The organism is Streptomyces sp. VRA16 Mangrove soil, assembly GCF_017377775.1.
Classification (GTDB): Bacteria; Actinomycetota; Actinomycetes; order Streptomycetales; family Streptomycetaceae; genus Streptomyces.
Genome location: NZ_JAFVLN010000016.1, coordinates 39,164 through 65,363, shown reverse-complemented (window position 1 = coordinate 65,363; position 26,200 = coordinate 39,164). Strand labels below are relative to the sequence as shown.

Annotated in this window: 25 protein-coding genes; 13 read left to right on the top strand and 12 right to left on the bottom strand. The window is 70.5% G+C overall.

The features are described 5' to 3' along the window. Positions 1-11: 11 nt before the first annotated feature. From J3486_RS33405 to J3486_RS33395, 3 genes are all read right to left on the bottom strand, one after another. Positions 12-623 carry a GNAT family N-acetyltransferase gene (locus J3486_RS33405; RefSeq protein WP_207827291.1) on the bottom strand — a complete coding sequence of 204 codons (612 nt, stop codon included), beginning with the start codon at positions 621-623 and terminating at the stop codon, positions 12-14. Positions 624-965: 342 nt separating this feature from the next. Next, positions 966-2,036, bottom strand: a complete 1,071-nt coding sequence (locus J3486_RS33400) for a family 2 encapsulin nanocompartment cargo protein polyprenyl transferase (protein ID WP_207827289.1) — start codon at positions 2,034-2,036, stop codon at positions 966-968. Positions 2,037-2,153: 117 nt separating this feature from the next. Next, the gene (locus tag J3486_RS33395; RefSeq protein ID WP_207827287.1) at positions 2,154-3,566 is read right to left on the bottom strand and encodes a family 2B encapsulin nanocompartment shell protein; all 1,413 of its coding nucleotides are present in this window, start codon (positions 3,564-3,566) and stop codon (positions 2,154-2,156) included. Between the two features lie 291 nt (positions 3,567-3,857). Between J3486_RS33395 and J3486_RS33390 the strand changes: the two genes are divergently transcribed. The 3 genes from J3486_RS33390 (at position 3,858) to J3486_RS33380 (ending at position 5,785) form a co-directional block, all read left to right on the top strand. After that, positions 3,858-4,091 (top strand): hypothetical protein, encoded by a 234-nt coding sequence (locus tag J3486_RS33390; protein ID WP_207827283.1) that lies wholly within the window; start codon positions 3,858-3,860, stop codon positions 4,089-4,091. 157 nt (positions 4,092-4,248) lie between these two features. Then, entirely contained in the window at positions 4,249-4,839 is a 591-nt protein-coding gene (locus J3486_RS33385; RefSeq protein ID WP_207827280.1) for an N-acetylmuramoyl-L-alanine amidase, read from the top strand. 25 nt (positions 4,840-4,864) lie between these two features. After that, positions 4,865-5,785 carry a 1-aminocyclopropane-1-carboxylate deaminase/D-cysteine desulfhydrase gene (locus J3486_RS33380; RefSeq protein ID WP_207827278.1) on the top strand — a complete coding sequence of 307 codons (921 nt, stop codon included), beginning with the start codon at positions 4,865-4,867 and terminating at the stop codon, positions 5,783-5,785. A 339-nt stretch (positions 5,786-6,124) separates the two neighbouring features. Here the strand turns inward: J3486_RS33380 and J3486_RS33375 are convergent, their stop codons facing one another. Continuing rightward, the gene (locus tag J3486_RS33375; RefSeq protein WP_207827276.1) at positions 6,125-7,723 is read right to left on the bottom strand and encodes a Na+/H+ antiporter; all 1,599 of its coding nucleotides are present in this window, start codon (positions 7,721-7,723) and stop codon (positions 6,125-6,127) included. Positions 7,724-7,774: 51 nt separating this feature from the next. Here J3486_RS33375 and J3486_RS33370 point away from each other — a divergent pair, with 51 nt between their 5' ends. The 3 genes from J3486_RS33370 to J3486_RS33360 all read left to right on the top strand — a co-directional run bounded on the left by J3486_RS33370 (position 7,775) and on the right by J3486_RS33360 (position 9,741). Beyond that, positions 7,775-8,035, top strand: coding sequence for a UBP-type zinc finger domain-containing protein (locus tag J3486_RS33370; protein WP_207827274.1), 261 nt, complete (start codon positions 7,775-7,777; stop codon positions 8,033-8,035). Positions 8,036-8,299: 264 nt separating this feature from the next. After that, on the top strand, positions 8,300-8,713 hold the full coding sequence (locus J3486_RS33365) for an anti-sigma regulatory factor (RefSeq protein WP_207827272.1): 414 nt from the start codon (positions 8,300-8,302) through the stop codon (positions 8,711-8,713). Further along, on the top strand, positions 8,713-9,741 hold the full coding sequence (locus J3486_RS33360; protein ID WP_229379018.1) for an RNA polymerase sigma factor SigF: 1,029 nt from the start codon (positions 8,713-8,715) through the stop codon (positions 9,739-9,741). Before J3486_RS33365 ends, J3486_RS33360 begins: the two co-directional genes overlap by 1 nt. 79 nt (positions 9,742-9,820) lie before the next feature. Here J3486_RS33360 and J3486_RS33355 read toward each other — a convergent pair whose 3' ends face one another. After that, on the bottom strand, positions 9,821-10,273 hold the full coding sequence (locus J3486_RS33355; protein ID WP_207827268.1) for a hypothetical protein: 453 nt from the start codon (positions 10,271-10,273) through the stop codon (positions 9,821-9,823). A 146-nt stretch (positions 10,274-10,419) separates the two neighbouring features. On the opposite strand from J3486_RS33355, the gene J3486_RS33350 reads away from it, so the two are divergent. Both J3486_RS33350 and J3486_RS33345 read left to right on the top strand, forming a co-directional pair. Then, complete coding sequence (locus J3486_RS33350) at positions 10,420-11,388, top strand: diacylglycerol kinase family protein (RefSeq protein ID WP_207827266.1); 969 nt, start codon at positions 10,420-10,422, stop codon at positions 11,386-11,388. A 319-nt stretch (positions 11,389-11,707) separates the two neighbouring features. Beyond that, positions 11,708-11,965, top strand: coding sequence for a WhiB family transcriptional regulator (locus J3486_RS33345; protein WP_016639615.1), 258 nt, complete (start codon positions 11,708-11,710; stop codon positions 11,963-11,965). Positions 11,966-12,185: 220 nt separating this feature from the next. On the opposite strand, the gene J3486_RS33340 is transcribed toward J3486_RS33345, so the two are convergent. Then, a complete protein-coding gene (locus J3486_RS33340) occupies positions 12,186-13,652 on the bottom strand; it encodes a sensor histidine kinase (protein ID WP_207827582.1) in 1,467 nt (488 codons plus the stop codon). A 316-nt stretch (positions 13,653-13,968) separates the two neighbouring features. Further along, positions 13,969-14,610: a TetR/AcrR family transcriptional regulator gene (locus J3486_RS33335; protein ID WP_207827264.1), complete on the bottom strand. Its 642-nt coding sequence runs from the start codon at positions 14,608-14,610 to the stop codon at positions 13,969-13,971. 96 nt (positions 14,611-14,706) lie between these two features. Between J3486_RS33335 and J3486_RS33330 the strand changes: the two genes are divergently transcribed. After that, complete coding sequence (locus J3486_RS33330) at positions 14,707-15,468, top strand: SDR family oxidoreductase (protein ID WP_207827262.1); 762 nt, start codon at positions 14,707-14,709, stop codon at positions 15,466-15,468. Positions 15,469-15,496: 28 nt separating this feature from the next. On the opposite strand, the gene J3486_RS33325 is transcribed toward J3486_RS33330, so the two are convergent. After that, on the bottom strand, positions 15,497-16,522 hold the full coding sequence (locus tag J3486_RS33325; RefSeq protein ID WP_374194804.1) for an SIS domain-containing protein: 1,026 nt from the start codon (positions 16,520-16,522) through the stop codon (positions 15,497-15,499). Between the two features lie 360 nt (positions 16,523-16,882). On the opposite strand from J3486_RS33325, the gene nagB reads away from it, so the two are divergent. Beyond that, positions 16,883-17,668 (top strand): glucosamine-6-phosphate deaminase, encoded by a 786-nt coding sequence (gene nagB, locus J3486_RS33320; RefSeq protein ID WP_207827258.1) that lies wholly within the window; start codon positions 16,883-16,885, stop codon positions 17,666-17,668. Positions 17,669-17,782: 114 nt separating this feature from the next. Here nagB and J3486_RS33315 read toward each other — a convergent pair whose 3' ends face one another. From J3486_RS33315 to J3486_RS33300, 4 genes are all read right to left on the bottom strand, one after another. Then, on the bottom strand, positions 17,783-19,279 hold the full coding sequence (locus tag J3486_RS33315; protein ID WP_207827256.1) for a glycoside hydrolase family 3 protein: 1,497 nt from the start codon (positions 19,277-19,279) through the stop codon (positions 17,783-17,785). Positions 19,280-19,288: 9 nt separating this feature from the next. Beyond that, positions 19,289-20,119 carry a carbohydrate ABC transporter permease gene (locus J3486_RS33310; protein WP_207827254.1) on the bottom strand — a complete coding sequence of 277 codons (831 nt, stop codon included), beginning with the start codon at positions 20,117-20,119 and terminating at the stop codon, positions 19,289-19,291. Further along, the gene (locus tag J3486_RS33305) at positions 20,116-21,120 is read right to left on the bottom strand and encodes a carbohydrate ABC transporter permease (protein WP_207827252.1); all 1,005 of its coding nucleotides are present in this window, start codon (positions 21,118-21,120) and stop codon (positions 20,116-20,118) included. Before J3486_RS33305 ends, J3486_RS33310 begins: the two co-directional genes overlap by 4 nt. Positions 21,121-21,222: 102 nt before the next feature. Continuing rightward, the gene (locus tag J3486_RS33300) at positions 21,223-22,500 is read right to left on the bottom strand and encodes an extracellular solute-binding protein (RefSeq protein WP_207827250.1); all 1,278 of its coding nucleotides are present in this window, start codon (positions 22,498-22,500) and stop codon (positions 21,223-21,225) included. 420 nt (positions 22,501-22,920) lie between these two features. Between J3486_RS33300 and J3486_RS33295 the strand changes: the two genes are divergently transcribed. The 3 genes from J3486_RS33295 (at position 22,921) to J3486_RS33285 (ending at position 26,116) form a co-directional block, all read left to right on the top strand. Further along, positions 22,921-23,685 (top strand): GntR family transcriptional regulator, encoded by a 765-nt coding sequence (locus J3486_RS33295; protein WP_207827249.1) that lies wholly within the window; start codon positions 22,921-22,923, stop codon positions 23,683-23,685. Between the two features lie 105 nt (positions 23,686-23,790). After that, positions 23,791-25,944, top strand: a complete 2,154-nt coding sequence (locus J3486_RS33290) for a carbon starvation CstA family protein (protein WP_307805036.1) — start codon at positions 23,791-23,793, stop codon at positions 25,942-25,944. Further along, on the top strand, positions 25,937-26,116 hold the full coding sequence (locus tag J3486_RS33285; RefSeq protein WP_374194800.1) for a YbdD/YjiX family protein: 180 nt from the start codon (positions 25,937-25,939) through the stop codon (positions 26,114-26,116). Before J3486_RS33290 ends, J3486_RS33285 begins: the two co-directional genes overlap by 8 nt. The last annotated feature ends 84 nt before the right edge of the window (positions 26,117-26,200 follow it).

Below are 26,200 nucleotides of genomic sequence, written 5' to 3'. Positions count from 1 at the left end.
GACGGGCGGAGTCAACCCGCCTGCGGCTCCCGCCACATGGGCCACATGGTGGGGCCGTCCGGCAGCTCGATCGCCGTGCCGGTGAAGGCGAAGCCGAGGCGTTCGTACAGGGCGCGGCTGCGGGCGCTGCTGGCCTCCAGGTAGGCGGGGCGGCCCTCGCGGTCGCAGCGTTCGAGCACCGGCGCCATCAGGGACGTACCGAGCCCCTCGCCCTGGCGTCCGGGTGCGACGCCGATCATCCAGAGGTAGGTGTGGGCCCGGCCCTGCGGGTGCGTGCGGTCCAGGGTGCGGGCGATCTCCTCGATGCGCGCGTTGTCCGGGTCGACGGCCTCCCGCACCTGGGCCGGGCCGTTCTCCTCCGCGTCCGGGTCGGCGTCGGCGTGCGGGTGGTCCGGGACGTCCATCCACAGTGCGACGGCCGAACCGTCCTCCAGCAGATCGGCGTACCCCTCGGCGAGCGTCGCGTCCGTGAACACACCCATCAGGCCCGCGTGCCGGGCCCGCCGGTACTCCTCACCGGGGAAGACCCAGCCGCTGACCGGGTCGTCCATGAACGCGGTGTCGAGCAGCCGCACTATGCGCTCTCTGTCGCCCTGCTCCGCCCGCCGGATCCGTACACCCACGACCGACCACCCTCTGCTCAACTCGCTTACTGCGCCTGGCCGTTGGCAGCCTAAACGATCAGGCGGAGCGATGCGGGACGAGCACGGGCCAGGCGCCGCGCACGGATCGCACGGCAGGCGGGGGCGGACGGGAGCCCCAGGAAGCGGTCCAGGGCGCGTGTCGAAAGTCCCGTCGTCCGCCCGGAGCGCGGGCCTCGCGGCGTCTGGTGAGTGCTGCGTGCTCTCAGGGGTCCCCCGGCCGGAGGCTGGAGGAGTGCCGGGCGCGCCCGGCACGGTGAACCGTCGCGGGGCCGGGGGCACCTCCCAGTGGCAGCTGGGGGGGAGGGTCTTTCGACACACGCCCTAGTAGCCGCGCCGGGTCACGAACTCGGCCAGGGACAGCAGTCCGTCGGCCGCCTCCGGTTCCGGTACCGCCCGCTGCAGTTCGTCCACCGCGCGGGCCATGTGGTCCGCCGCCTGGGCCTGCGCCCAGTCGCGGCCCCCGGCCCGCTCGACCGCGAGCGCGATCGCCTCCAGGTCGGCCGGGTCCTCCCTGCCCGGCCCCGGCGGTCCGTACCGCGCGGCCAGGTCCCGCGCCTCGGGCCCGCCCGAGGACAGCGCCGCGACGATCGGCAGGGACTTCTTGCGCACCGCGAGATCGGCGCCTGCCGGTTTGCCGGTGCGGACCGGGTCGCCCCAGATCCCGATCACGTCGTCGATCAGCTGGAAGGCGAGGCCGGCCGCCCGCCCGAACGCGTCCAGCGCCGCGACCTCCTCCTCCCCCGCGCCCGCGTAGAGACCCCCGATCGCGCACGCGCAGCCGAGCAGCGCCCCGGTCTTGGCCTCCGCCATCGCCAGGGTCTCCTCCAGCGAGGTCCGCGTCGGCTCGCGCCGCTCCAGCGCCACGTCGATGGACTGCCCCGCGCACAGCTCCACGACGCAGGCGGCGAGCCGGGCCGCCGCGGCGGACGCCGCCGGGTGCCGGTCCTCGGCGAGCAGCCGCTGCGCCTGGGCCTGCAGCGCGTCACCGGCGAGGATCGCGTCCGCGTCGCCGAACACGGTCCACGCGGTGGGCCGGTGCCTGCGGGTGGTGTCCCGGTCCATCACGTCGTCGTGCAGCAGGGTGAAGTTGTGCGTCAGCTCCACGGCGGCCGCGGCCGGCACCGCCCGCTCGGTCCGCCCGCCCAGGGCCCGCGCCGCGGCGAGCACCAGGGCGGGCCTGACCGCCTTGCCCGCGTGGCCCGCGGCCGGTGTGCCGTCCGCGTGCTCCCATCCGAAGTGGTACAGGGCGACGCGGCGTATGGATCCGGGCAGGGCCTCGACGGCCCCGCGCAGCGCGGGGTCGACCGACGTCCTGGCCTGCGCCAGGATCGCCTCCGCCTCGTGGGCCTCAGAGGGTTGCACCGTGCTCGCGGTCTCCGTCGTCTGTGTCATGGGCTCACCCCGGAACGGGAGAGGGTGCGGCCGGTGGCGGATCCGCTGGAGCTGGGCGCGTACCCCTCCGGTGTACCCGCCCGGGTGGGCGGGGACACGACATGCCAAGGCGGTTCGTCACCGCCACCGGCCGATCTCGACGTTCTCCAGGACGCCCAGCGCGTCGGGCACCAGGACCGCCGCCGAGTAGTACGTGGTCACCAGGTACGAGATGATCGCCTGCTCGCTGATGCCCATGAACCGCACCGACAGGCTCGGCTCGATCTCGTCCGGAATACCGGACTGCCGCAGACCGATGACGCCCTGCTCCTGCTCGCCGGTACGCATGCAGATGATGGACGTGGTGCGCGCGTCGGAGATCGGGATCTTGGCGCACGGGTAGATCGGCACCCCGCGCCAGGCCGGGATGCGGTGCCCGCCGACGTCGATGCTCTCGGGGACCAGCCCCCGCTTGTTGCACTCACGGCCGAACGCCGCGATCGCCTTGGGGTGCGCCAGGAACAGCTTGGAGCCGCGCCGCCTGCTGAGCAGCTCGTCCATGTCGTCGGGGCTGGGCACGCCGTCGTGCGGCTGCAGCCGCTGGTCGTACTCGCAGTTGTTGAGCAGGCCGAACTCCCGGTTGTTGACGAGCTCGTACTCCTGGCGCTCCTTCAACGCCTCGACGGTGAGCCGCAGCTGATGCTCCGTCTGGTTCATCGGCTGGTTGTAGAGGTCGGCCACGCGCGTGTGGATGCGCAGCACGGTCTGCGCGACGCTCAGCTCGTACTCGCGCGGCGCCGCCTCGTAGTCGACGAACGTCCCCGGCAGGACCGCCTCGCCGACGTGTCCCGCGGAGAGGTCGATCTCCTTCTCGCCGTACTTGTTGGACCGCTGCGCCGGCATGGTGCGCAGCTGCTGCAGATGGGTGCGGAGCGCCTCCGAGCGCTCGGCGACCTGCTCCAGGTCCTGGCGGGGCAGCGCGAGCACGGTGCACGCGGTGACCGCGCGGGTGGTGTACTCCCAGATGGACTCCGCGTCGAGCAGCGCCTGGTCGCCGAAGTACGCGCCGTCGGCGAGCACACCGAGCACCGCGTCGTCCCCGTACGGGCCCGTGCCCACCTTCTCGACGCGGCCGTGCGCGAGCAGGAACACCGCGTCGGCGGGGCTGCCGAACGAGGTGAGCACGTCACCCGGCGCGTACTCGCGCTGCGTACAGCGTGCGGCCAGCTCGCCGAGGACGTCCTGGTCCGCGAAGTCCCGCAGCGCGGGCAGCTCCCCCAGCTCGGCCGGGATGACCCGGACGTCGTCCCCCGTCTTCACAAACGTGATGCGGCCGTCTCCGACCGTGTAGCTCAGCCTCCGGTTCACCCGGTACGTGCCGCCCTGGATGTCCACCCATGGCAGCGTCCGCAGCAGCCAGCGGGAGCTGATCTCCTGCATCTGTGGGACGGACTTGGTGGTGGTGGCCAGATTCCGCGCGGCGGATGTACCGAGGCTCTTCTGCGACCCCGGGCCCGACTGCTCCGCGCGGACCTCTTCGCCTACCGACATGACAATGCCTCCCGATCATGAACTGACCTGCGCGAGCAAGCCTTTCAGCACGATTCGTGGCGGCGCCATTACACAAAAGAGGGGGAATGGATCTCCCGGACGCGGGGCATTGGTCACACTTTTCGTACGCCTCGTCGCCCTCCGGCACCGATTTCCGGAACTCGAAGATCCCGGCGCGCGTTGATCGGGAAACAGCTTCCGAGACTTTCGGTACTCCCGAGACCTCCGAGGCCTCCGAGACTTCCGAGACTTCCGAGACTTCCGAGACTTCCGACAGAAAAGGTGACCACCATGGCGGGCTTCCTGGACAAGGCCAAGGAGCAGGCGCAGCGAGGGCTGACGCAGGGCAAGCAGAAGCTGGACGAGGTGCAGGCGCAGCGCGCGGGCGGCGACCTGCTGAAGAAGCTGGGCGCCGCGTACTACGCGGAGCGCTCGGGCAGCGGCAGCCCGGAGGCCACCCAGCAGGCACTGCACGCGCTGGAGGCTCACATCGCCACGAACGGGGACGCGTTCCTGCGGGCCTGAGCGAGCGCGCCGGCCGCCGCGCCGCACCGTACGCCGCTGTCCGGAACGGCTCGCACGGAATACGAACGAGTAGTCCCTGTGCGCCAGTTCCGGGTACAAGCTGCGGTACGAGACGGCGCGCGCCAGGCGGCCGTCGCCCTCCGTGAAGGAGACGGCCATGGCCCCACCCATGTCCGCGGACAGATTTCTCGACGCTCTGCGTGCGGAAGGCCTGACGGTGGTCGAGGTCGGCGACTGGCGGCATCACAACCGTAATCACAAGGGCGCCTGGGGCCCGGTGCACGGCGTGATGATCCACCACACCGTGACACAGGGCAGCGAAGCGACCGTCCGCATCTGCCGCGACGGGCACGCGGACCTGCCGGGGCCGCTCTGCCACGGAGTGATCACCAAGGACGGCCGCGTCCACCTGGTCGGCTACGGCCGGGCGAACCACGCCGGTCTCGGTGACGACGACGTGCTGCGCGCGGTGATCGCGGAGAAGGCGCTGCCGCACGACAACGAGGCGAACACGGACGGCAATCGCTGCTTCTACGGTTTCGAGTGCGAGAACCTCGGCGACGGCAAGGACCCGTGGCCCGAGGCCCAGCTGGAGGCCATCGAGAAGGCGGCGGCGGCGCTCTGCCGGGTCCACGGGTGGACGGAGCGCTCGGTGATCGGCCACCTGGAGTGGCAGCCGGGCAAGATCGACCCGATGGGCTTCACGATGGCGTGGCTGCGCGAGCGGATCGGGGAACGCCTCAAGTAGGCGCGACACGCGGGCACCCGGACACATGTCCGACAATGGCCGGGTGACCCGCCCGCTCACCGCCGACCTGCGCCCGCGTCTCCCCTCCCCGCTGACGGAGGTCGACGACGAGCGCTTCGCCCGCCACGGGGTGCGCCTCCTCCTCAAACGCGACGATCTGATCCACCCGGATCTCATCGGCAACAAGTGGCGCAAGCTCGCCCCGAACATCGAGGCGGCGACGGCGGTGCCGGGCCGCCCCCTCGTCACGTTCGGCGGCGCCTACTCGAACCATCTGCGGGCCACGGCCGCGGCGGGCCGCCTCCTGAACGTCCCGACGATCGGCATCGTCCGCGGCAACGAACTGGCCGGCCGCCCGCTCAACCCGTCCCTGGCGCGCTGCGCGGCCGACGGTATGCGCCTGCACTTCGTCGACAGATCGACGTACCGGCACAAGCACGAGCCCGCCACTCAGGCCGCGCTCCTCGAAGCGGCCGACGCCCGCGACGCCTACGTGATCCCCGAAGGGGGCAGCAACTCCCTCGCCGTACGCGGCTGTACGGCCCTGGGCGAGGAGCTGCGGGGCCGGGGCGACGTCGTGGCGCTCGCCTGCGGCACGGGCGGCACCCTCGCGGGTCTCGCGGTCGGCCTCGATCCCGGCCAGCGGGCGCTCGGCGTCGCGGTCCTCAAGGGCGGCTTCCTGACGGCCGAGGTCCGCGCGCTCCAGGAGGCGGCGTTCGGCGGCGTCCGCGGCACCTGGCAGGTCCTGGACGGCTTCCACTTCGGCGGCTACGCGCGCGTGCCCGCCGAACTGACGTCGTTCGCCGACGACTTCACCCAGCGCCACGCGGTCCCGGTGGAACACCTCTATGTGGCCAAAATGCTGTACGCCCTGCTGACACTGACGGAACGCGGCGAGTTCCCCCGAGCCACCACCCTGACAGCCATCATCACAGGCACCCCTTGACCACCCGCCCCACCCACCTCGAACAACCCACCACCCACCCCGGCCGCCCCGAGCAATCCGTCACAGCCCACCCCACCCGCCTCGGGCAATCTGCCGCCCACCCCACCCGCCATGGGCCATCCACCGCCCACCCCACCCGCCATGGGCGATCCGCCACCGGTCACCCCCACCCGCCTTGGGCAATCTGCCGCCAAGGGCGGCAGGGTGGGCAAGGCGGCACCCCAGCGCCGGGCAGGCGCTACAACCGGCCCCCGCCCACGACCCCACCCGGCAAGCACAGCCCAGAGCCACAGCCCGGCCCCCGAGCCCCAGCCCGGAGCCACACCCCAGCCCGGCCCCTCACTCATCGACCTCCCGATAAGCCGCGGCCTCCTCCAGATCCAGCTTGCGCAGCAGCGTCCGCATCATCTCGTCATCGATCCGCCGCTCATCACGCATCCGCACGAACACCTCCCGCTCCGCCGCGATCGCCTCCCGCGCAAGCCTCCGGTACGTGTCGTCCGCGGACTCCCCCGTCACCGGATTGGGATGCCCGAGCCGCTCCCACACGGAGTTGCGCCGCCGTTCGAGCACGGTGTGCAGCCGGTCCTGGAGCGCCTGCGGCAGACAGTTCCGCTCGTCCTCCATCAACGCGTCCACCCGCTCCTCCGCGGCCGTCGACGCCGCGTTCTGCGCCTGCGCCTCGGCCAGCGTCTCGGCCTGCACATCGCGCCCCGGCAGCTTCAGCGCCTTGATCAGCGGCGGCAGCGAGAGCCCCTGTACGACGAGCGTCCCGATCACCGTCGTGAAGGTCAGGAACAGCACCAGGTTCCGCGCGGGGAAGTCCTCCCCGCTCTCCGTCACCAGCGGGATCGAGAACGCGATGGCCAGCGACACCACCCCGCGCATCCCGGCCCAGCTCACGATGAGCGGCTTGCGCCAGTCCACGTCGTCCTCGCGCTCCCTGACGCGCGGCAGCAGCCACCAGGGCAGATACGTGGCCGGGTACGACCACACGAAGCGCATCGCGACCACGAAGAAGAAGACCCCGACCGCGTACCAGACGGCCTGCGCGACGCTGTACTCGCCGAGCCCCTCGAGGACGAATCGCAGCTGGAGCCCGATGAGCGCGAAGACCGACGACTCCAGGATGAACGCGACGACCTTCCACACCGCGGCCTCCTGGAGCCGCGTCTCGAAGTCGACCTGCCAGGACCGGTGCCCGAGGTACAGCGCCACGGTGACGACGGCGAGCACCCCGGAGGCGCCCACCTGCTCCGCGGCGGCGTACGCGACGAACGGGATGAGCAGCGACAGCGTGTTCTGCAGCACCGCCTCCTTCAGATGCGTGCGCAGCCAGTGCAGCGGCACCATCAGGAGCAGCCCGACACCGACCCCGCCGACGGCCGCCACCAGGAACTCCCGGATGCCGCCCGCCCAGCTGGCCCCCTCGCCCACGGCGGCGGCGAGCGCCACCTTGTAGGCGGTGATCGCGGTCGCGTCGTTCACCAGCGACTCGCCCTGCAGGATCGTGGTGATCCGCGAGGGCAGCCCCACGCGCCGGGCGATCGCCGTCGCCGCCACCGCGTCGGGCGGCGCGATCACCGCGCCGAGCACGAGCGCGGCGGTCAGCGGCAGGTCCGGGATCAGCTCGTACGCGAGCCAGCCCACCGCCACCGTGGCGAACAGGACGTAGCCCACGGACAGCAGCGCCACGGGCCTGAGGTTGGCCCGCAGATCCAGGTACGAGCTCTCCAGGGCCGCCGTGTGCAGCAGCGGCGGCAGGATCAGCGGCAGCACGATGTGCGGATCGAGCGTGTACTCGGGGATCCACGGCACATAAGAAGCCATGAGCCCCGCGGCGACCAGCAGCAGCGGCGCCGGAACCGGCGTCCTGCGCGCCGCCCCCGCCACCGCGGCACTCGCCGCGACCAGTCCCACCAGGGGCAATACGTCCATGACCTGCCTTCCGCCCTACGTGATCACGCCACCCGTCGTAACCTGGCCATCATGAACGAGTGCCTGCACGTCGACGCGCTGCCGCACCCCGAGCCCGCGCCGCTGAGCGAGACCTGTCTGGAATGTCTGGCCGTCGGCAGTCACCCTGTGCAACTGCGCCTGTGTCTGGTCTGCGGCCACGTCGGCTGCTGCGACTCCTCCCCGTACAAGCACGGAACGGAGCACTACAAGGAGACCGGTCACCCGGTCATGCGCACCTTCGAGCCTGGTGAGAGCTGGCGCTGGTGCTTCGTGGACGCCGCCCTCGTCTGATCCGGTCGATCCGGAGCGCCATCGGGGTTCGATCGGTGGGCACCTGGGTACGTCAACCCGGCGCCCGCTCTTTCCAATTGAGCCCGCACACCCCCTAGCCACTGTCCGTGCCCGTGGGCTTACTATGAGTGACAGCAAGGGCCGGGGGTCCCCGGGACAGGAAAGTCGGGCGCGCGGTAGCGTCACCGCAGATATATGTGGCGCGTCACCCGGGGGACGACACCTCCGGAGCCCGAAAGTGCTTGTACCACCTTGGAGGTGAGGGTGTCCCAGTTTGCAGGCGAGCCCGGGAATCAGGACTTCGTGGAAGTCCGACTGCCGGCTGCGGGTGCCTACCTGTCGGTGCTGCGGACGGCCACGGCCGGCCTCGCGGCACGTTTGGACTTCACCCTCGACGAGATCGAGGACCTGCGCATCGCGGTCGACGAGGCCTGCGCGATCCTGCTCCAGCAGGCCGTCGCCGGCTCCGTGCTCAGCTGCGTGTTCCGTCTCGTCGACGACTCCTTGGAGGTGACGGTGTCCGCGCCGACCACCGACGGCCGGGCCCCGGAGCGCGACACCTTCGCCTGGACGGTGCTGTCGGCCCTCGCGGGCCAGGTCGACTCCTCCGTGGCCGAGGACAACACCGTCTCGATCAGCCTCTACAAGAAGCGTGGCGCGGGCCCCGGCCCGGCGTGATGACAGGGGACGGTCCGGTGCGGGACGACAAGCGCGGCACACGGGATCTCCCGGCCGACGGCACGGGGGGAATGCGGCTGACCACCGGCATTCCCGAGCAGCAGGCCCGGCCGCACCCGGAGGACCGGGTGGACGCGGCGGCCACGGCTCCACAGCAGGCAGCGCCGACCACCGGGGCCGACGTTCGCGGGGGCTCAGGGGGATCGGACGCGCGACGGGCGGGATTGATGAGCGACCACGAGCGACGCGGTGAGCAGCACGACCGGCACGATCCACGGGATCGCAGCGGTGCGAAGGCGATGTTCGTCGAGCTGCGCACCATGAAGGACGGCAGCCCGGAGTACGCGGAGCTGCGCAATCAGCTCGTGCGCATGCACCTGCCGCTGGTCGAGCACCTGGCACGCCGCTTCCGCAATCGCGGCGAGCCGCTCGACGACCTCACGCAGGTGGCGACGATCGGCCTGATCAAGTCGGTCGACCGGTTCGACCCGGAGCGCGGCGTGGAGTTCTCCACGTACGCGACCCCGACGGTGGTCGGCGAGATCAAGCGGCACTTCCGTGACAAGGGCTGGGCGGTGCGCGTCCCGCGCCGCCTCCAGGAGCTGCGCCTCGCCCTGACGACGGCGACGGCCGAGCTGTCCCAGATGCACGGCCGCTCCCCCACGGTCCACGAGCTGGCGGAGAAGCTCGCCATCTCCGAGGAGGAGGTCCTGGAGGGCCTGGAGTCGGCCAACGCGTACTCCACGCTGTCCCTGGACGTCCCGGACACGGACGACGAGTCCCCGGCGGTCGCCGACACCCTGGGCGCCGAGGACGAGGCGCTTGAGGGCGTCGAGTACCGCGAGTCGCTCAAGCCGCTCCTGGAGGATCTGCCGCCGCGCGAGAAGCGCATCCTGCTGCTTAGGTTCTTCGGGAACATGACGCAGTCGCAGATCGCCCAGGAGGTCGGCATCTCCCAGATGCACGTCTCCCGCCTCCTCGCGCGCACCCTGGCGCAGCTGCGGGAGAAGCTCCTCGTGGAGGAGTGAGCGGCTCCTCGTACAGGTCTACGTAGATGAAGGCGCCCGGTGCGGAGATCGCACCGGGCGCCTTCATCTACGTAGCGACCTATTTGGATTCCTGTGCGCTTCCCGGCGTGCGGATGCCGAGCGCGCGCGTGGTCTCCCGATTGACGAGCAGCACGAGGGAGACGACCGCCACCGCGCCCAGCACGATCCCGGCGCCGATGGCCGCACTGTCGGCCTGCATCAGCGTGTAGGCGACGGGCAGCGCCATGATCTGCGTGATGATCGCGGGGCCGCGGCTCCAGCTCTTGCGGGCCAGCAGGCCGCGGGCGGCGAGCAGCGGCAGCAGTGCGAGCACGATCAGCGTGACGCCGCCGGTGATCGCCTGCTCGGGATTGTCGGGGTGTCCGCCGAGCCCGGCGACCAGCATGTAGCCGCCGCCCGCGACGAGTGCGGCTCCCTCAAGCCCGGCCAGGGCCGCGGCGGCGGTCAGCCGGCCCGGGCGCGGGCCGTCTTCTGCGGGGGTCCCGGGGGCGGGATTCTGCTCTGAGGTCACCTTTGCAGAGTAGCCCCCGCGCGCGGGCGGGACGCAGGGCGCACCCCACCGCACCCCACCGCACCCCCCGCTCGGGGCCGCCGCGTCCTTACCCGACTCCTACCTCGGTCTGGGCGCGATCAAGGCGGCTGGGTACTCTGCCTTGCATGCGTGCACTTCTCGTGGTCAATCCGGCGGCAACCACCACCAGCGAGCGCACGCGTGACGTGTTGATCCACGCCTTGGCCAGTGAGATGAAGCTGGAGGCCGTCACCACCGAGTACCGCGGCCACGCCCGCGACCTCGGCCGGCAGGCCGCGGAGAGCAAGGACATCGAGCTGGTCGTCGCCCTCGGCGGCGACGGCACGGTCAACGAGGTGGTGAACGGGCTGCTGCACCACGGCCCCGACCTCGACCGCCTGCCGGGCCTGGCCGTCGTCCCCGGCGGCTCCACCAACGTCTTCGCCCGCGCCCTCGGCCTGCCGAACGAGCCCGTGGAGGCCACAGGACAGCTCCTGGACGCCCTGCGGGAGGGCCGGGAGCGCACGGTGGGCCTCGGCCTCGCCGCGGGCACTGCGGGCACGGAGGACGAGGCGGTGCCGCCGCGCTGGTTCACCTTCAGCGCGGGGCTCGGCTTCGACGCCGGAGTGGTCGGCCGGGTCGAGCAGCAGCGGGAGCGGGGCAAGCGTTCGACTCACGCTTTGTATGTGCGACAGGTCGTACGCCAGTTCCTCGGGGAGCCGGACCGCCGGCACGGCACGATCACGCTCGAACGGCCGGGCGAGGACCCGGTCACGGATCTGGTCGTCTCCATAGTCAGCAACACCTCCCCGTGGTCGTTCCTGGGCAACCGGCCGCTGTATCCGACCCCCCAGGCGTCCTTCGACACCGGCCTTGACGTGCTCGGACTCAAGAAACTGTCGACTCCGGCGGTGACCCGCTACGGCACCCAGCTGCTCATGTCGACGCCCGAGCGCGGCCCCCGCGGAAAGAACGCGGTCACGCTCCACGACCTCACCGACTTCACCTTGCATTCGAAGGCGCCTCTGCCCCTTCAGATGGACGGTGACCACCTGGGGCTGCGCACCAGCGTGACGTTCACAGGCGTACGCCGTGCACTGCGTGTGATTGTGTGAGTGGAAGGGCCCAAAGTCCTTTATCTCGAACGTTTGGGCTGGGCTCCACCCCATGGAAGTACGGCTGTGACCTAGCCGACACCGAGGAATCAAAAAAAACTTTCCTGAAGGGGTTGTATCCGCCGCCGAGGTTTGCGAATCTCTACATGGCGCTCGGGACGGCCCGCAACATCGGCCCCACAGAGAGCCCGAATCCCCTCCTCAAAGCAACGGACCACCGTCGCGTACGTGACGTTCGGCCCTTCACTTGTTGAGGGATTCGTGAAAGCGTTCACATTCACAAGCAACCTGCACGTAATACCAAGGAGAGGTAGCAGCCATGGACTGGCGTCACAACGCCGTTTGCCGCGAGGAAGACCCCGAGCTCTTCTTCCCCATCGGCAACACCGGTCCTGCGCTGCTGCAGATCGAGGAAGCCAAGGCCGTCTGCCGCCGCTGCCCCGTCATGGAGCAGTGCCTGCAGTGGGCGCTCGAGTCCGGCCAGGACTCCGGCGTCTGGGGTGGCCTCAGCGAGGACGAGCGCCGCGCGATGAAGCGCCGCGCCGCTCGCAACCGGGCCCGTCAGGCCTCCGCCTGATTCCCCACCCCTTCACGAGCCTGAGCCCGGCGGCGCGTACAGCGAGTACGCATCTCCCGCCCCCGAGCCGCAGCGCGCAGTACCCCCGATGCTCCCCCCAGGCTCAGCCCGGGACATGACCCGAGCACGCGAGTATGGAGCCCCGGACCGTTCCACGGTCCGGGGCTCTCTGCTGTCCGCGCCCGTACGTGTTTGCGTACGCGTACGGGGCCGGGCCCGGCTACTTCTGTGAGCGCACCGGGATGTCGAGGATGACCTGGGTGCCGTGCTCGGGTGCGGGCACCATGTCGAACGTTCCGCCCAGCTCGCCCTCCACCAACGTGCGTACGATCTGCAGGCCCAGGTTGCCGGCCCGCTTCGGGTCGAAGCCCTCGGGCAGTCCGACGCCGTCGTCCTGGACCGTGATCAGGAGGCGGGCCTCCTTGCTGGTGCCGCCGCGCACCGCCGAGACCTCGACCGTGCCGGTGTCGCCCTGCCGGAAGCCGTGCTCCAGGGCGTTCTGCAGCACCTCGGTGAGGACCATGGAGAGCGGGGTCGCCACCTCGGCGTCGAGGATGCCGAAGCGGCCGGTGCGGCGGCCCGTCACCTGGCCCGGGGAGATCTCCGCGACCATGGCGAGGACCCGGTCGGCGATCTCGTCGAACTCCACGCGCTCGTCCAGGTTCTGGGAGAGCGTCTCGTGCACGATCGCGATCGAGCCCACGCGCCGGACCGCTTCCTCCAGCGCCTCGCGCCCGCGGTCCGACTCGATGCGCCGGGCCTGGAGCCGCAGCAGGGCGGCGACGGTCTGGAGGTTGTTCTTCACCCGGTGGTGGATCTCCCGGATGGTGGCGTCCTTGGTGATCAACTCCCGCTCGCGACGGCGCAGTTCGGTGACGTCCCGGAGCAGGACCAGGGAGCCGATGCGGGTGCCCTTGGGTTTGAGCGGGATCGCGCGCAGCTGGATCGAGCCCTCCTCGCCCTCGACGTCGAACTCGCGCGGGGCCCAGCCGCTGGCGACCTTGGCGAGGGCCTCGTCCACCGGGCCGCGGGAGGGGGCGAGTTCGGCGGTGGTCCGTCCCAGGTGGTGGCCGACGAGATCGGCCTGGAAGCCCAACCGGTGGTACGCGGAAAGGGCGTTGGGCGACGCGTACTGGACGATGCCGTCGGCGTCGAGCCGGATCAGGCCGTCGCCCACGCGCGGGGAGGCGTCCATGTCGACCTGCTGGTCCGGGAACGGGAACGATCCGGCGGCGATCATCTGCGCGAGGTCCGAGGCCGACTGGAGGTAGGTCAGCTCCAGTCGCGAGGGCGTGCGCACGGTCAGCAGGTTGGTGTTGCGCGCGATGACGCCGAGGACGCGCCCCTCCCTGCGGACGGGGATGGACTCGACGCGGACCGGTACCTCCTCGCGCCACTCCGGGTCGCCCTCGCGCACGATCCGGCCCTCGTCGAGGGCGGCGTCGAGCATGGGGCGGCGGCCGCGCGGGACCAGGTGGCCGACCATGTCGTCCTGGTAGGAGGTGGGCCCCGTGTTGGGACGCATCTGCGCGACGGAGACGTACCGCGTGCCGTCGTGCGTGGGGACCCACAGGACGAGGTCGGCGAAGGAGAGGTCGGAGAGCAGCTGCCACTCCGAGACCAGCAGATGGAGCCACTCGAGGTCGGAGTCACCGAGGGCGGTGTGCTGGCGTACGAGATCGTTCATGGAGGGCACGAGTGCGAGCGTACCCGTCACCCGAAGAGGGCCCGAACAGACCGACGGGCCGCGGCGCCGGGGGTCGGGACCCTCAACCCTTTCCCTGGCACCGCAGCCCTTCAGGTGCATCGGCTTCCAGGTGTGCGGTCCCAGGCGCCGATCGAGGATCCGTCGCAGTCAGGGCAGAGAGCGGCGGTTCCTCTGTCCGTCCTCCTGTGCGGGGAGGGCGGAGGTCTCCGTTACGCATTGTGGACTAGACCATTCTCCGATGTCCATGCGTCGGCGGGGGTTTGTTGTCGTCTCTTCCTCCGACACCCCGCCGTTGTTACTCCAACGTACGTCCTTCACCACGGGCATCGGAACCCACTGGTTCATTTCGAGGCCAGACCGTGAGCGCCAGCTCGACGACGGCCTCCAGGTCGGCGCGGCTCGCACCGTCGCGGGCCTGCTGGGACATGCCCTGGAAGACGGCTCCGACGAGGCGGGCGAGGGCGCGCGGATCGGTCCGCTCGGGCAGCTCCCCCGTCGCCACGCCCTGGCGCATCTTGTCCTCGATCGCGGCGAGCGCGGTGTTGCGCTGGTCCCGCAGGGCCTGCTCGACCTCGGGCGTCGTGCAGTTCGTCGCGGCGTGGATGACCAGGCAGCCGCGGGGATGCGCGGGGTCGGTGAAGGTGTCGGCCGCCTCGCGCAGCAGCCGCTCGACGGCGCCGCGCGCCGTGGGCTCCTCGGCGAGGGCCCGGCCGGGCCCGGCGCCGTGCGTGACCCCGTAGACCCGCACGACCTCCTCGAACAGGGACCGCTTGTCCCCGAAGGCGGCGTACAGGCTCGGGGCGCCGATGCCCATCTCGCGGGTGAGGTCGGAGACGGAGGTCGCCTCGTACCCGTCCTCCCAGAAGGCCCGCATGGCCTTCTCCAGGGCGGTGTCCCGGTCGAAGGAGCGGGGGCGTCCGCGCTGCTTGGTCGTCATGGAGTGAATTCTATAGCGCCCACTAGAAAACGGGGCCGGATCTGCGCTACGGTCATTTCACTAACGATCGCTACAGATTGATGAAAGGGGTCGGCCATGGCTGAACAGGGAGTTCTCGCGGGGCGGACGGCGCTGGTCACCGGTGCGAGCCGGGGCATCGGGCGCGCCATCGCCGAGCGGCTCGGGAGGGACGGGGCCCGGGTCGCCGTGCATTACGGGACGAACGAGGAGGCGGCGAAGGAGACCGTGGCCGCGATCGAGGCGGCGGGCGGATCGGCGTTCGCACTCCAGGCGGAGCTCTCGGCACCGGAGGCGCCCCGGACCCTGTGGGAGCGGTTCGACGCCCGCGCGGACGGCCTGGACATCCTCGTGCACAACGCGGGGATCGGCGCGTCGGCCGGGTTCGAGGGCATCGGCGAGGCCGAGTACGACCGCCTCTTCGCCGTGAACACCAGGACCCCGTTCTTCGTCACGCAGCTCGCGGCGTCACGGCTGCGCGACGGCGGCCGCATCATCACCGTGTCGTCCGGCGCCGCGCGGACGACGATGATGCCGGAGCTCATGCCGTACGCGATGACGAAGGCGGCGCTCGATGTCTTCACCCGCTATCTGGCCCGGCTGCTCGGACCGCGCGGCATCACGGCGAACACGGTGGCCCCGGGCATCGTCGACACGGACGTGAACGCGCAGTGGCTGCGCGGCGACGACGAGGCCTGGGCCGGCGCGGCGGCCCTCTCGGTCCTCGGCAAGGTGGGCATGCCGGCGGACATAGCCGACGTGGTGGCGTTCCTCGCGTCGCCGGACGGCCGCTGGGTGACCGGTCAGTGGCTGGACGCGACGGGAGGGTCACTGCTCTGAGGGCGGGCTCGGGAGGGTGTCGGCCCGACTATCGGGTCTGGGTGACCTTGGCGAGGGCGCGGGGGGCGTCCGGGTCCTGGCCCCGGGCGATCGTCACCTCGTAGGCGAGGAGCTGGAGCGGCAGGATCTCCAGGATCGGCTGGACCTCTTCCGCGACTCCGGCGGTGGGCAGCACGAAGCCGGCGGAGGCCTCGGCGACCTGGGCCTCGGGGCCGACGACCATCAGGTCGGCGCCGCGGCCGCGCAGCCGGTCGAGGACGGGCTGCAGGGCGAGCCCGCCGCGGCCGTCGGTGACGACGGCGATGACCGGGGAGACGTTGTCGACCATGGCCAGGGGGCCGTGCAGCAGGTCGGCGCCCGAGTAGGAGAGGGCGGGGATGTAACTGGTCTCCATCAGTTTCAGGGCCGCTTCCTTGGCGGTCGGGTAGCCATAGCCGCGGGAGGTGATCACCATGCGCCCGGCGAAGCGGTAGCGGGAGGCGAGGGTGCGGATCTCGTCCTGGCGGGTGAGCAGCCCGGCGGCGAGACCGGGCAGGACGGCCGCGGCGCCCGTGCCGTCCGCGCCGCGCAGTCCCTCGACGAAGAGATAGAGGGCGAGCAGCGAGGCGGTGTACGTCTTCGTCGCGGGCAGCGCCTTCTCCGGTCCGGCCATGATGTCGATGTGGTGCTCGGAGACCGCGGCCAGCGGGGAGTCCGGGTTGTTGGTCACCGCGAGGGTGATCGCGCCGGCCTCGCGGGCGGCCTTCGTCGAGGCGACCAGGTCGGGTGAGCCGCCGGACTGGCTGACCGTGACCACGAGGACGTCGCGCAGATCGGGCCGGGCACCGTAGGCCGTCGTGGTGGACATCGAGGCGAGGCCGCACGGCATGCCGAGGCGGATCTCCAGGAGGTACTTGGCGTAGAGCGCGGCGTTGTCCGAGGTGCCGCGGGCGGTGAGCAGGACGAAGCGGGGGCCGCGGGCGGCGACCTGGCGGGCCACGTCCTGGATGCGCCCGGCACCGGTGTCCAGCAGGCGGCGCAGGACGTCGGGCTGTTCGCGGATCTCGCGGGACATGATCCGCCCGGGGCGCTCCTGTTCCTGTGCGGGGGTGAGGGTCACGGGGGTACCTCCGGTGAGGGGTGGGCGCGGCATGGGCCGGTGCTTCCACTGTGGCCGCCCGGGGTGGGGCTCGCCCACCGGGAGGCGGCTCCTTTCGCGCGCCGGTGGCCGCCGGCCGGGGTCGGCCGCGTCGTTCCCCGCCCCTCCTCCGGGGCGCCTCGACGTGCCGTCCCCCCGCTCTGCGCCGAGCATGGACATGAGGCCCCGAGGGCCTGACCGGCAGGGCCCTGCTCTGATAGATTGGTCTATACCACATGCGTTTTCGGTGTGACCCCGGTTCACCCCGTCCCCTCTGACCAGAACGGCAGGCCCAGCGTGGAAGTTGTGATCGTTCCGGACGCCAAGGCAGGTGGCGAGCTGATCGCCGAGGCCATGGCCCAGCTGCTGCGGCGCAAGCCCGACGCATTGCTCGGTGTGGCCACCGGCTCGACCCCGCTGCCCATCTACCAGGCGCTGACGGCCAAGGTGCGGGCCGGCGAGGTGGACGCGTCGCGGGCGCGGATCGCCCAGCTCGACGAGTACGTCGGGCTGCCGACCGGGCACCCGGAGTCGTACCGGGCGACCGTGCTGCGCGAGGTCGTGGAGCCGCTCGGGCTCGGCGAGGGCTCGTTCATGGGGCCCGACGGCAGCGCCGACGACGTGCAGGCGGCCTGCGAGGCGTACGACAAGGCGCTGGCCGGGGCCGGGGGCGTCGATCTGCAGCTGCTCGGGATCGGGACCGACGGGCACATCGGGTTCAACGAGCCGTGTTCGTCGATCGCGTCGCGGACCCGGATCAAGACGCTGACCGAGCAGACGATCACGGACAACGCGCGGTTCTTCGACGGTGACCTGAGCCAGGTGCCGCGGCATGTGATCACTCAGGGCATCGGCACGATCCTGGAGGCGCGGCACCTGGTGCTGCTCGCCACCGGTGAGGGCAAGGCCGACGCGGTCGCCGCCACCGTCGAGGGGCCGGTGGCCTCCGTGGTGCCCGCGTCCGCGCTGCAGTTGCACCCGCACGCGACGGTGGTGGTGGACGAGGCGGCCGCGTCGAAGCTGAAGCTCGCGGACTACTTCCGGCACACGTACGCCAACAAGCCGGAGTGGCAGGGGCTGTAGATCGCCCGTCGCTCGCCAGGCCTCAGGCCTCAGGCATGAACAGTGCCGGTCACCCGTTCTCCGGGTGACCGGCACTGTTGTCTGTGGGGGTACGACGGGGGCCGGCCGCCGTGGTCAGTTCCCCGTGATCACCTCTGCCGCGGCCACCCCGCAGACCCTCGCCGCGCCGTGTGTCGCGATGTGGAGGGCGCCTCGGGGGGTGGACTGCGGGACGCCCATCTCGACGACGACCGTGTCGGGGCGGGCCGCGAGCAGGGTGTCGAGCGCGGCCGCCATCCACGCGTGGCGGTGTTCGTCACGGACCACGGCGACGATGCGCCGCTCCCCCGCCGCGGCGAGGGCCGCGGTGCCCGCGTCCGGGCCCGTGTAGGAGCCGGTGGTCGTGCCGGGCAGCAGGCGTTCCAGTTCGGCGGCGACGCCCCAGGGGGTCTCGTCGCCGACGGCGATGTTGGCGACCGGGGAGAAGGCGGCCACGTGCAGCGGGGCGGAGTTCCCGGCCGGCGCGACGGGCTCGGCGCGGGTGACCGTGAGCGCGCGGCGGGCCGCGATCAGGCCGATGTCCGAGGCCGCCGGGCCCGACGCGCCCCCCGACGCGCCGCGCACCGACGTCCACGCGGCGAGCGCCCGCACCCGGGCGGCGGCGTCGGCGAGCCGTTCCTCGGACAGTTCGCCGGAGCGGACCGCGGAGACGAGGGCGTCGCGCAGCCGGGTCACCGTCCCGTCGTCGGCGAGCCCGCCGCCCACGCAGATGGCGTCGGCGCCGGCCGCGATGGCGAGGACGCTGCCGCGCTCGATGCCGTACGTCGCGGAGATGGCCTGCATCTCCATGCCGTCGGTGACGATCAGCCCGTCGTAGCCCATCTCCTCGCGGAGCAGGCCGGTCAGGATGCGGTGGGAGAGCGTCGCCGGGCGGTCCGGGTCGAGCGCCGGGACCAGGATGTGCGCGCTCATGACCGCCCGCGAGCCCGCCTCGATCGCCGCGCGGAACGGGGCGAGGTCACGGGCGTGCAGGACGTCGAGGCCGACGTCGATGCGGGGCATGTCGTGGTGCGAGTCGACGCCGGTGTCGCCGTGGCCCGGGAAGTGCTTGGTGCAGGCGGCGACGCCCACGGACTGGAGCCCGGTGACGTACGCCGCCGTGTGCCGGGCGACCAGGTCGGTGTCCGCGCCGAAGGAGCGCACGCCGATCACCGGGTTGTCCGGGTTGGCGTTGACGTCGGCGGACGGCGCCCAGTTCAGGTTCACGCCGCACTCTGCGAGGCGGCGGCCCAGCTCCGAAGCGACCTGCCGGGTCAGCTCGACGTCGTCGACGGCGCCGAGGGCGTGGTTGCCGGGGAACGAGGAGCCCGTACGGACTTCGAGGCGGGTGACGTCGCCGCCCTCCTCGTCGATGGCGACCAGGATGTCATCGCGTTCGGCGCGCAACTGGGCGGTGAGTGCGGCCAGTTGCGCGGGCGTGGCGATGTTGCGCCCGAAGAGTCCGACCGAGGCGAGGCCCTCCCCCAGGCGCCGCAGCAGCCAGTTGGGGGCGGTGGTGCCCGTGAAGCCGGGCTGCAGGACCGTCAGAGCGTCCCGCGTGAGCGTGTCCGTGCCGGGTGCAAGTGTCGTCATCAGGTGGCGTTATCCCTTCACGGCGCCGGAGGTGAGGCCGCTGACGGCCTTGCGCTGCAGGAAGATGAAGAGGATCAGGATCGGGACGGCGAAAAGCGAGGACGCCGCCATCGTCGCACCCCAGTCGTCACCGAAGGCGGTGCGGAACTGGGAGATCCACAGCGGCAGCGTCTGCTTCTCTACGGCCTTGTTGAGGATCAGGACGAGCGGGAACTCGTTCCAGGCGGTGATGAACCCGAACAGCGAGGTGGCCATCAGGCCCGGCGCGAGCAGCGGGAAGATCACCTTGACGAAGGCCTGCGGCCGGGTGCAGCCGTCGACCATCGCGGACTCCTCCAGCTCCTTGGGCACCGCGGCGACGTAGCCGCGCAGCGTCAGGATCGTGAAGGGCAGCACCATCATCATGTAGAAGACGGTGAGCGGGACCAGGCTGTCCAGCATGTCGTTGTCGCGGACCAGCATGTAGATCGCGATGACCATGACCTCCCACGGGGCCATCTGCGCGATCATGAAGACGATCAGGAAGCCGCGCCGGCCCCGGAACCGCATCCGGGCCAGGGCGAAGGACGCGAACAACGCGATGACCAGGGAGAAGACGACCGCCAGGACGGTCACGGTGAGCGAGTTGCGCACCATCGTCCAGAAGTGGTCGGCGTGGACGGCCTTGTCGAAGTGGGCGAACGTGATGTTCGTGGGGAACCAGACCGGGTCGTCCGTGACGATGTCGTTGGTCGGCTTGAAGGCCGTGGCGAACATCCAGTAGACGGGGAACGCGAACACCACGAAGAGGACGACCGCGGTCACGTTGGGCCACAGGCGGCCGAAGATCGAGCGCTTCACAGCTCGGACTCCTCTTCCTCTTCCTGCTTCATCACAAGGCGCAGGTAGTACGACGTCAGGACGAGCAGCACCAGGATGGTCAGGAAGGCGATGGCGGAGCCCATGCCGAAGTGCTGGTTGCCGAAGCCCTCGATGTAGGCGTAGATCGGCAGGGTCTCGGTGAGCCGGTCGGGGCCGCCCTCGTTCATCGCGAAGATCTGCGGGAACGCCTTGAAGATCCAGATGACTTCGAGGAAGGTCGTGGCCAGCAGGAACGGCTTGAGGAACGGGAAGGTCACCGAGGTGAACGACTTCCAGGTGCCGGCGCCGTCCAGCGACGCGGCCTCGTACAGCTCCTTGGGGATGGTGGTCGTGGCGGCGTAGAGGTTGATCGCCACGAAGGGGATGGACTGCCACACGATCAGGATCGTGACCACGGAGAACGTGGACATCTGGGTGGCGAGCCAGTTGTGGTCGGCCATCGAGTGCCAGCCGAGCGAGTCGAGCACGGAGTTGATCACGCCGAACCGCTGGGCGAACAGCCACTGGAAGACCGTGGTGGCGGCGAGCACCGGCATCGCCCAGGCGAGCACCAGGCCGAGCAGCAGGAACAGCCGCATCCGCTTGCCGAGGCGGGCGAGCAGCAGGCCCACCAGGGTGCCGAGCACCATGGTCAGCACCACGTTGACCGCGGTGAAGATCACCGTGCGCTCGACGACCTTCCAGAAGTCCGAACCGGTCAGGACTTCCTTGTAGTTGTCGATCCCGTTCCACTCGGTCAGGTGGAGGATCAGCTGCCGCGGGTTGAGGTTCTGGAACGACAGCATGCCGTTCTTGACCAGCGGCCAGCCGAGCAGGACGGCCGTGACCACCAGAGCGGGCAGCAGGAGGAGGTACGGGGCCGCGCCCTTGCCTCGTTTCTCACCGGAGCCGGACCCCGTCGGCCGGCGCGGGGGCGGCGCCTCGGTCTTGCGGACACCGGTCACCCCGGCCGTGCCCGTGCCTTCGGTCTGCACTGACATGACTCGCCATCTCTTCCGTGGCCGTACCGAACAGTCGACGCGTACGGTCGACACGCCTGTGCCGGGGGCACCCCCTCAGGGGGCGCCCCCGGCCGAGGGTGATCAGTTCTTCTGCGCGAGGCGCTTGTTGATCTCGCCCTCGACCGCCTTGGCGGCGGCCTCCGGCGACTTACCGTTGAGCACGGAGGTCATGTAGTTCTTGATCGGGTTCGGGGTGTTCTCCACCGCGGCCCACTCGGGGATCAGCGGGGTGGTGCCACCCACGGCGGCGCCCGGCGCGGCGGCCTCGGCGACGGCGTTGCCCTTGAGGTTGGTCTCCAGCGACGTCTTGTTCGGGATGACGCCGTTCTCCTTGGCGAGGGCGCCCTCGAACTTGTCGGACAGGGCCATCTTCAGGAACTCCTTGGCGAGCTCCTGCTTCTTGCTGCCCGCGGCGACGGCGAAGTTCGAGCCACCGAGGAAGACGCCCTCGGGCTTGTCGGCCGTCTCACCCGGGATGGTGAAGTAGCCGATGTCCTTCTCGATCTTCTTGTTGGCGGCGATGGCCGTGCCGGCCTCCCAGCCCATGCCGATGAAGGCGCCGACGTCGCCCTTGGCGAAGACCTCGGCCTGCTGCGGGGTGGCCTCGTCCTTGTCCTTGGGGGCCTTGGAGTAGGAGGCGTACTTCTTGTAGATCTCCATGGCCGCGGTGACCTTCGGGTCATCGAGGTTGGAGACGTACTTGCCGCCTTCCTTCTTCACCAGGTCGGCGCCCTGCCCGATGGTCAGGCCGTCGAAGAAGTACCAGTTCTGGCCGGGCAGGTAGAGCGGCTCGGCCTTGGTCTTCTTGCCGATGGTCTCCAGGTCCTTGTAGAACTCGTCGCGGGTCTTCGGGGTGTCCTTGATGCCCGCGTCGGCCCAGACCTTCTTGTTGTAGATGACGACGCGGTTGGCGAAGTACCACGGCGCCGCGTACTGCTTGCCCTCGTAGACGGAGGACTTGGAGACGGACGGCGTCCAGTCGGCGCCTATCTCCTTCTTGAGGTCGCTCAGGTCGGCGAGGCCGCCGGTGGCCGCGTACGCCGGGGTCTGGGTGTTGCCGACCTCGATGACGTCCGGCGGGGTGGACTCGGAGAGCGCGGTGGTGATCTTCTGCTGAATGCCGTCCCACTTCTGGGTCTCGAACTTCAGCGTGGCGCCGGTCTTCTTCTTGAAGGCGGCCTGCAGGTCCTTGGTCCAGTTCGGCGGCGTGGAGCCGTCCATCGCCCAGACCGTCAGGGTCTCCCCCTTGAAGCTCTCGGGTCCCGCCTTCTTGCCGTTGTTGTCGTCGTCGCTGCCACAGGCCGCGATCGAGACCAACATGCCCGCGACGCCGATGGCCGCAATGAGCTTGCGCTTCACGTCACCCTCCTCAGGGATGCCAGCAACCCCCCACCCACAGCGACGCATCAGACGAGTAGTGCACGTGGGACTGGGACCCGGTCTTCGTTAATGGTGTAGACCAGTACGGGGAGCTTGGCCCAGACCAATAGGCGTGTCAAGGGTGGCCGAGAAAGGTCTGTGCGTCCGTTACCGGAACGACACCCGCCCGGCGGGGCAAGGGGGTTGGACCCGCGGCGCACCACTTGCCCGGGAACGCTCCCACCATTCGGTGATGTGGACTAGACCAGACGGTCAGCGGGCGGTATAAGGAGGGATCACGGAGCGTGCGGGCCTGAAGAGGGGTCCGGTGGAGCGAGCCGTGCCACGATGTGAACCGTGGAGCCGTGACCGCCGGCCTGGGCGTCGGTCGCATCGGCACAGGAGCCGGGAAGGCGGAGCATGAGCACCGACGTCAGCAGTGCGGAGAACGAGAGCGGGGCGCCTGTCCGTACCGCGCGCGTGCCCAAGTACTACCGCCTGAAGAAGCACCTGCTCGACATGACGGAGACGCTCCCGCCCGGCACCCCGGTCCCGCCGGAGCGCACGCTCGCCGCGGAGTTCGACACCTCCCGCACCACGGTCCGCCAGGCCCTCCAGGAGCTGGTCGTCGAGGGCCGCCTGGAGCGGATCCAGGGCAAGGGCACCTTCGTCGCCAAGCCGAAGGTCTCGCAGGCCCTCCAACTCACCTCGTACACCGAGGACATGCGGGCCCAGGGGCTCGAACCGACGTCGCAGCTGCTCGACATCGGCTACGTCACCGCCGACGACACCCTCGCCGGGCTCCTCGACATCACGGCCGGCGGCCGCGTGCTGCGCATCGAGCGGCTGCGCCTGGCGAGCGGCGAGCCGATGGCCATCGAGACCACGCACCTGTCGGCCAAGCGCTTCCCGGCCCTCAGGAGGAGCCTGGTCAAGTACACGTCCCTGTACACGGCGTTGGCCGAGGTCTACGACGTTCATCTCGCCGAGGCCGAGGAGACCATCGAGACGTCCCTGGCCACGCCGCGCGAGGCGGGCCTGCTCGGCACGGACGTAGGTCTGCCGATGCTGATGCTGTCGCGGCACTCGATCGACGGCTCGGGGCAGCCGGTGGAGTGGGTGCGCTCCGTCTACCGCGGCGACCGGTACAAGTTCGTGGCGCGACTCAAGCGCCCCACGGACTGACACCGGCCCAACTCGCCCTGCAGCGAGCCGTGTTCGCCCTGTAGCGCGCATCACATTTCTGCCCTACGGTCCTCCCGTCGCCGCATGGACGGGAGGGACCACCCCGTGCGTACCGCATCTCCTCGAACCCCTGTCGCCCGCTGGGCCACCTGGACGCTCGTCGCCCTGGTCGGAGCCGCCGGCTGGACCGTGCTCGCCCTCGCGCGCGGGGAGGACGTCTCCGCCGCGTGGATGGTGGCCGCCGCCCTGGGCACGTACGCCATCGCCTACCGCTTCTACGCGAAGTTCATCGCGTACCGGGTGCTCAAGGTCGACGCCGGGCGGGCCACCCCCGCCGAGCGCCTCAACAACGGCATGGACTTCCATCCGACCGACCGGCGCGTGCTGCTCGGGCACCACTTCGCGGCGATCGCCGGGGCCGGGCCGCTGGTCGGTCCGGTGCTCGCCGCACAGATGGGGTATCTGCCGGGCACCATCTGGATCATCGCGGGCGTCGTCTTCGCGGGCGCCGTGCAGGACATGGTGGTGCTGTTCTTCTCGACCCGGCGCGACGGCAGGTCGCTCGGCCAGATGGCACGCGAGGAGATCGGCCCGTTCGGCGGGGCCGCGGCCCTGCTCGCCGCCTTCGCCATCATGATCATCCTGCTCGGGGTGCTCGCGCTCGTCATCGTGAACGCGCTCGCCGCCTCCCCGTGGGGCACCTTCTCCATCGCGATGACCATCCCGATCGCCCTGTTCATGGGCTTCTACCTGCGCGTCCTGCGCCCGGGGCGGGTGTCCGAGGTCTCGCTCATCGGGGTCGCGCTGCTGCTGCTCGCGCTCGTCGCCGGGCGCTGGGTCGCCGAGTCGTCCTGGGCCGACACCTTCACCCTGAAGCCCTCCACGCTGGTCGTCTGGATGGTGGCGTACGGGTTCGTCGCGTCCGTGCTGCCGGTGTGGATGCTGCTCGCGCCGCGCGACTATCTGTCGACATTCATGAAGCTGGGCACCATCGCGCTGCTCGCCGTCGGCGTCGTCGTCGCGCTGCCCACGCTGAAGATGGACGCGGTCACCCCCTTCGCCTCGCGCGGTGACGGCCCGGTGTTCGCGGGGTCCCTGTTCCCCTTCGTCTTCATCACCATCGCGTGCGGCGCCCTGTCCGGGTTCCACGCGCTCATCTCGTCCGGTACGACGCCGAAGATGATCCAGAAGGAGACGCAGGTCCGGATGATCGGCTACGGCTCCATGCTGATGGAGTCGTCGGTCGCGATCATGGCCCTGGTCGCCGCCTCGATCATCGATCCGGGGCTCTACTTCGCGATGAACGCGCCCGCGGGCGTCATCGGCGACAGCGTCCAGTCCGCGTCGCAGGCCGTCGCGCACCTCGGGTACACGATCTCGCCGGGCGACCTCGCCCGGGCCGCGAAGAACGTCGAGGAGTCGACCCTGCTGTCCCGCACCGGCGGTGCGCCCACCCTCGCCGTCGGTGTCTCGGAGATCTTCTCGAAGGTCACCGGGGGCGGGATGCGGGCCTTCTGGTACCACTTCGCGATCATGTTCGAGGCGCTGTTCATCCTGACCGCGCTCGACGCCGGGACGCGCGTGGGCCGCTTCATGCTCCAGGACATGCTGGGCAACGTCATCAAGCCGTTCAAGAACGTCAGCTGGAAGCCGGGGCTGCTGATCACCAGCGCCGTCGTCGTGGGCCTGTGGGGCTACTTCCTCTGGGTCGGCGTGCACGAGCCGCTCGGCGGGATCAACCAGCTCTTCCCGATCTTCGGCATCTCCAACCAGCTGCTCGCCGCCGTCGCACTCGCGGTCTGCACGACGCTGCTCGTGAAGTCCGGTCGGCTCAAGTGGGCCTGGATCACCGGGATCCCGCTCGCCTGGGACGCCACGGTGACGCTCACCGCGAGCTGGCAGAAGGTGTTCTCCTCGGACCCGAAGGTCGGCTTCTTCCAGCAGCGCGCGAACTACCAGGACGCGATCGACGCGGGCAAGGTGCTGCCGCCCGCCAAGTCCATGGACGACATGCACACCGTCGTCACCAACTCCACGGTGGACGGGGTGCTTTCGGCGGTGCTCGCGGTGCTCGTCGTCGTGGTGATCGCGGACGCGGCCCGGGTCTGCGTCCGGCACGTACGCGATCCGCGGTCGTCGAAACTCAGCGAGGCCCCGTACGTGGAGTCCACTCTGGTGGCACCGGCCGGCCTCTTCCCCAGCCGGCAGGAGAAGGAGGAACTCCGTGACACTGGTGTCGGCAGTTCTGCGCGTGGGTAGACAAGTGCGCTGGTACGTGCGGGAGTTGACGGACGAGGCCGCGTACGACCGGTACGTGACGCATCTGCGGTCCGCGCATCCGGAGGCGTGCGTGCCCTCGCGCAGGGAGTTCGAGCGGATGCGGACGGACCGGCAGGAATCAGATCCGCGCCAGGGGTTCCGCTGCTGCTGACTCCCTTACGGGGCGCGTCCGTTATGCGGACGGGGGTTCCATAGATCAAGACTCTCGCTTAGATTTCCCGCACGTTAAAGATGA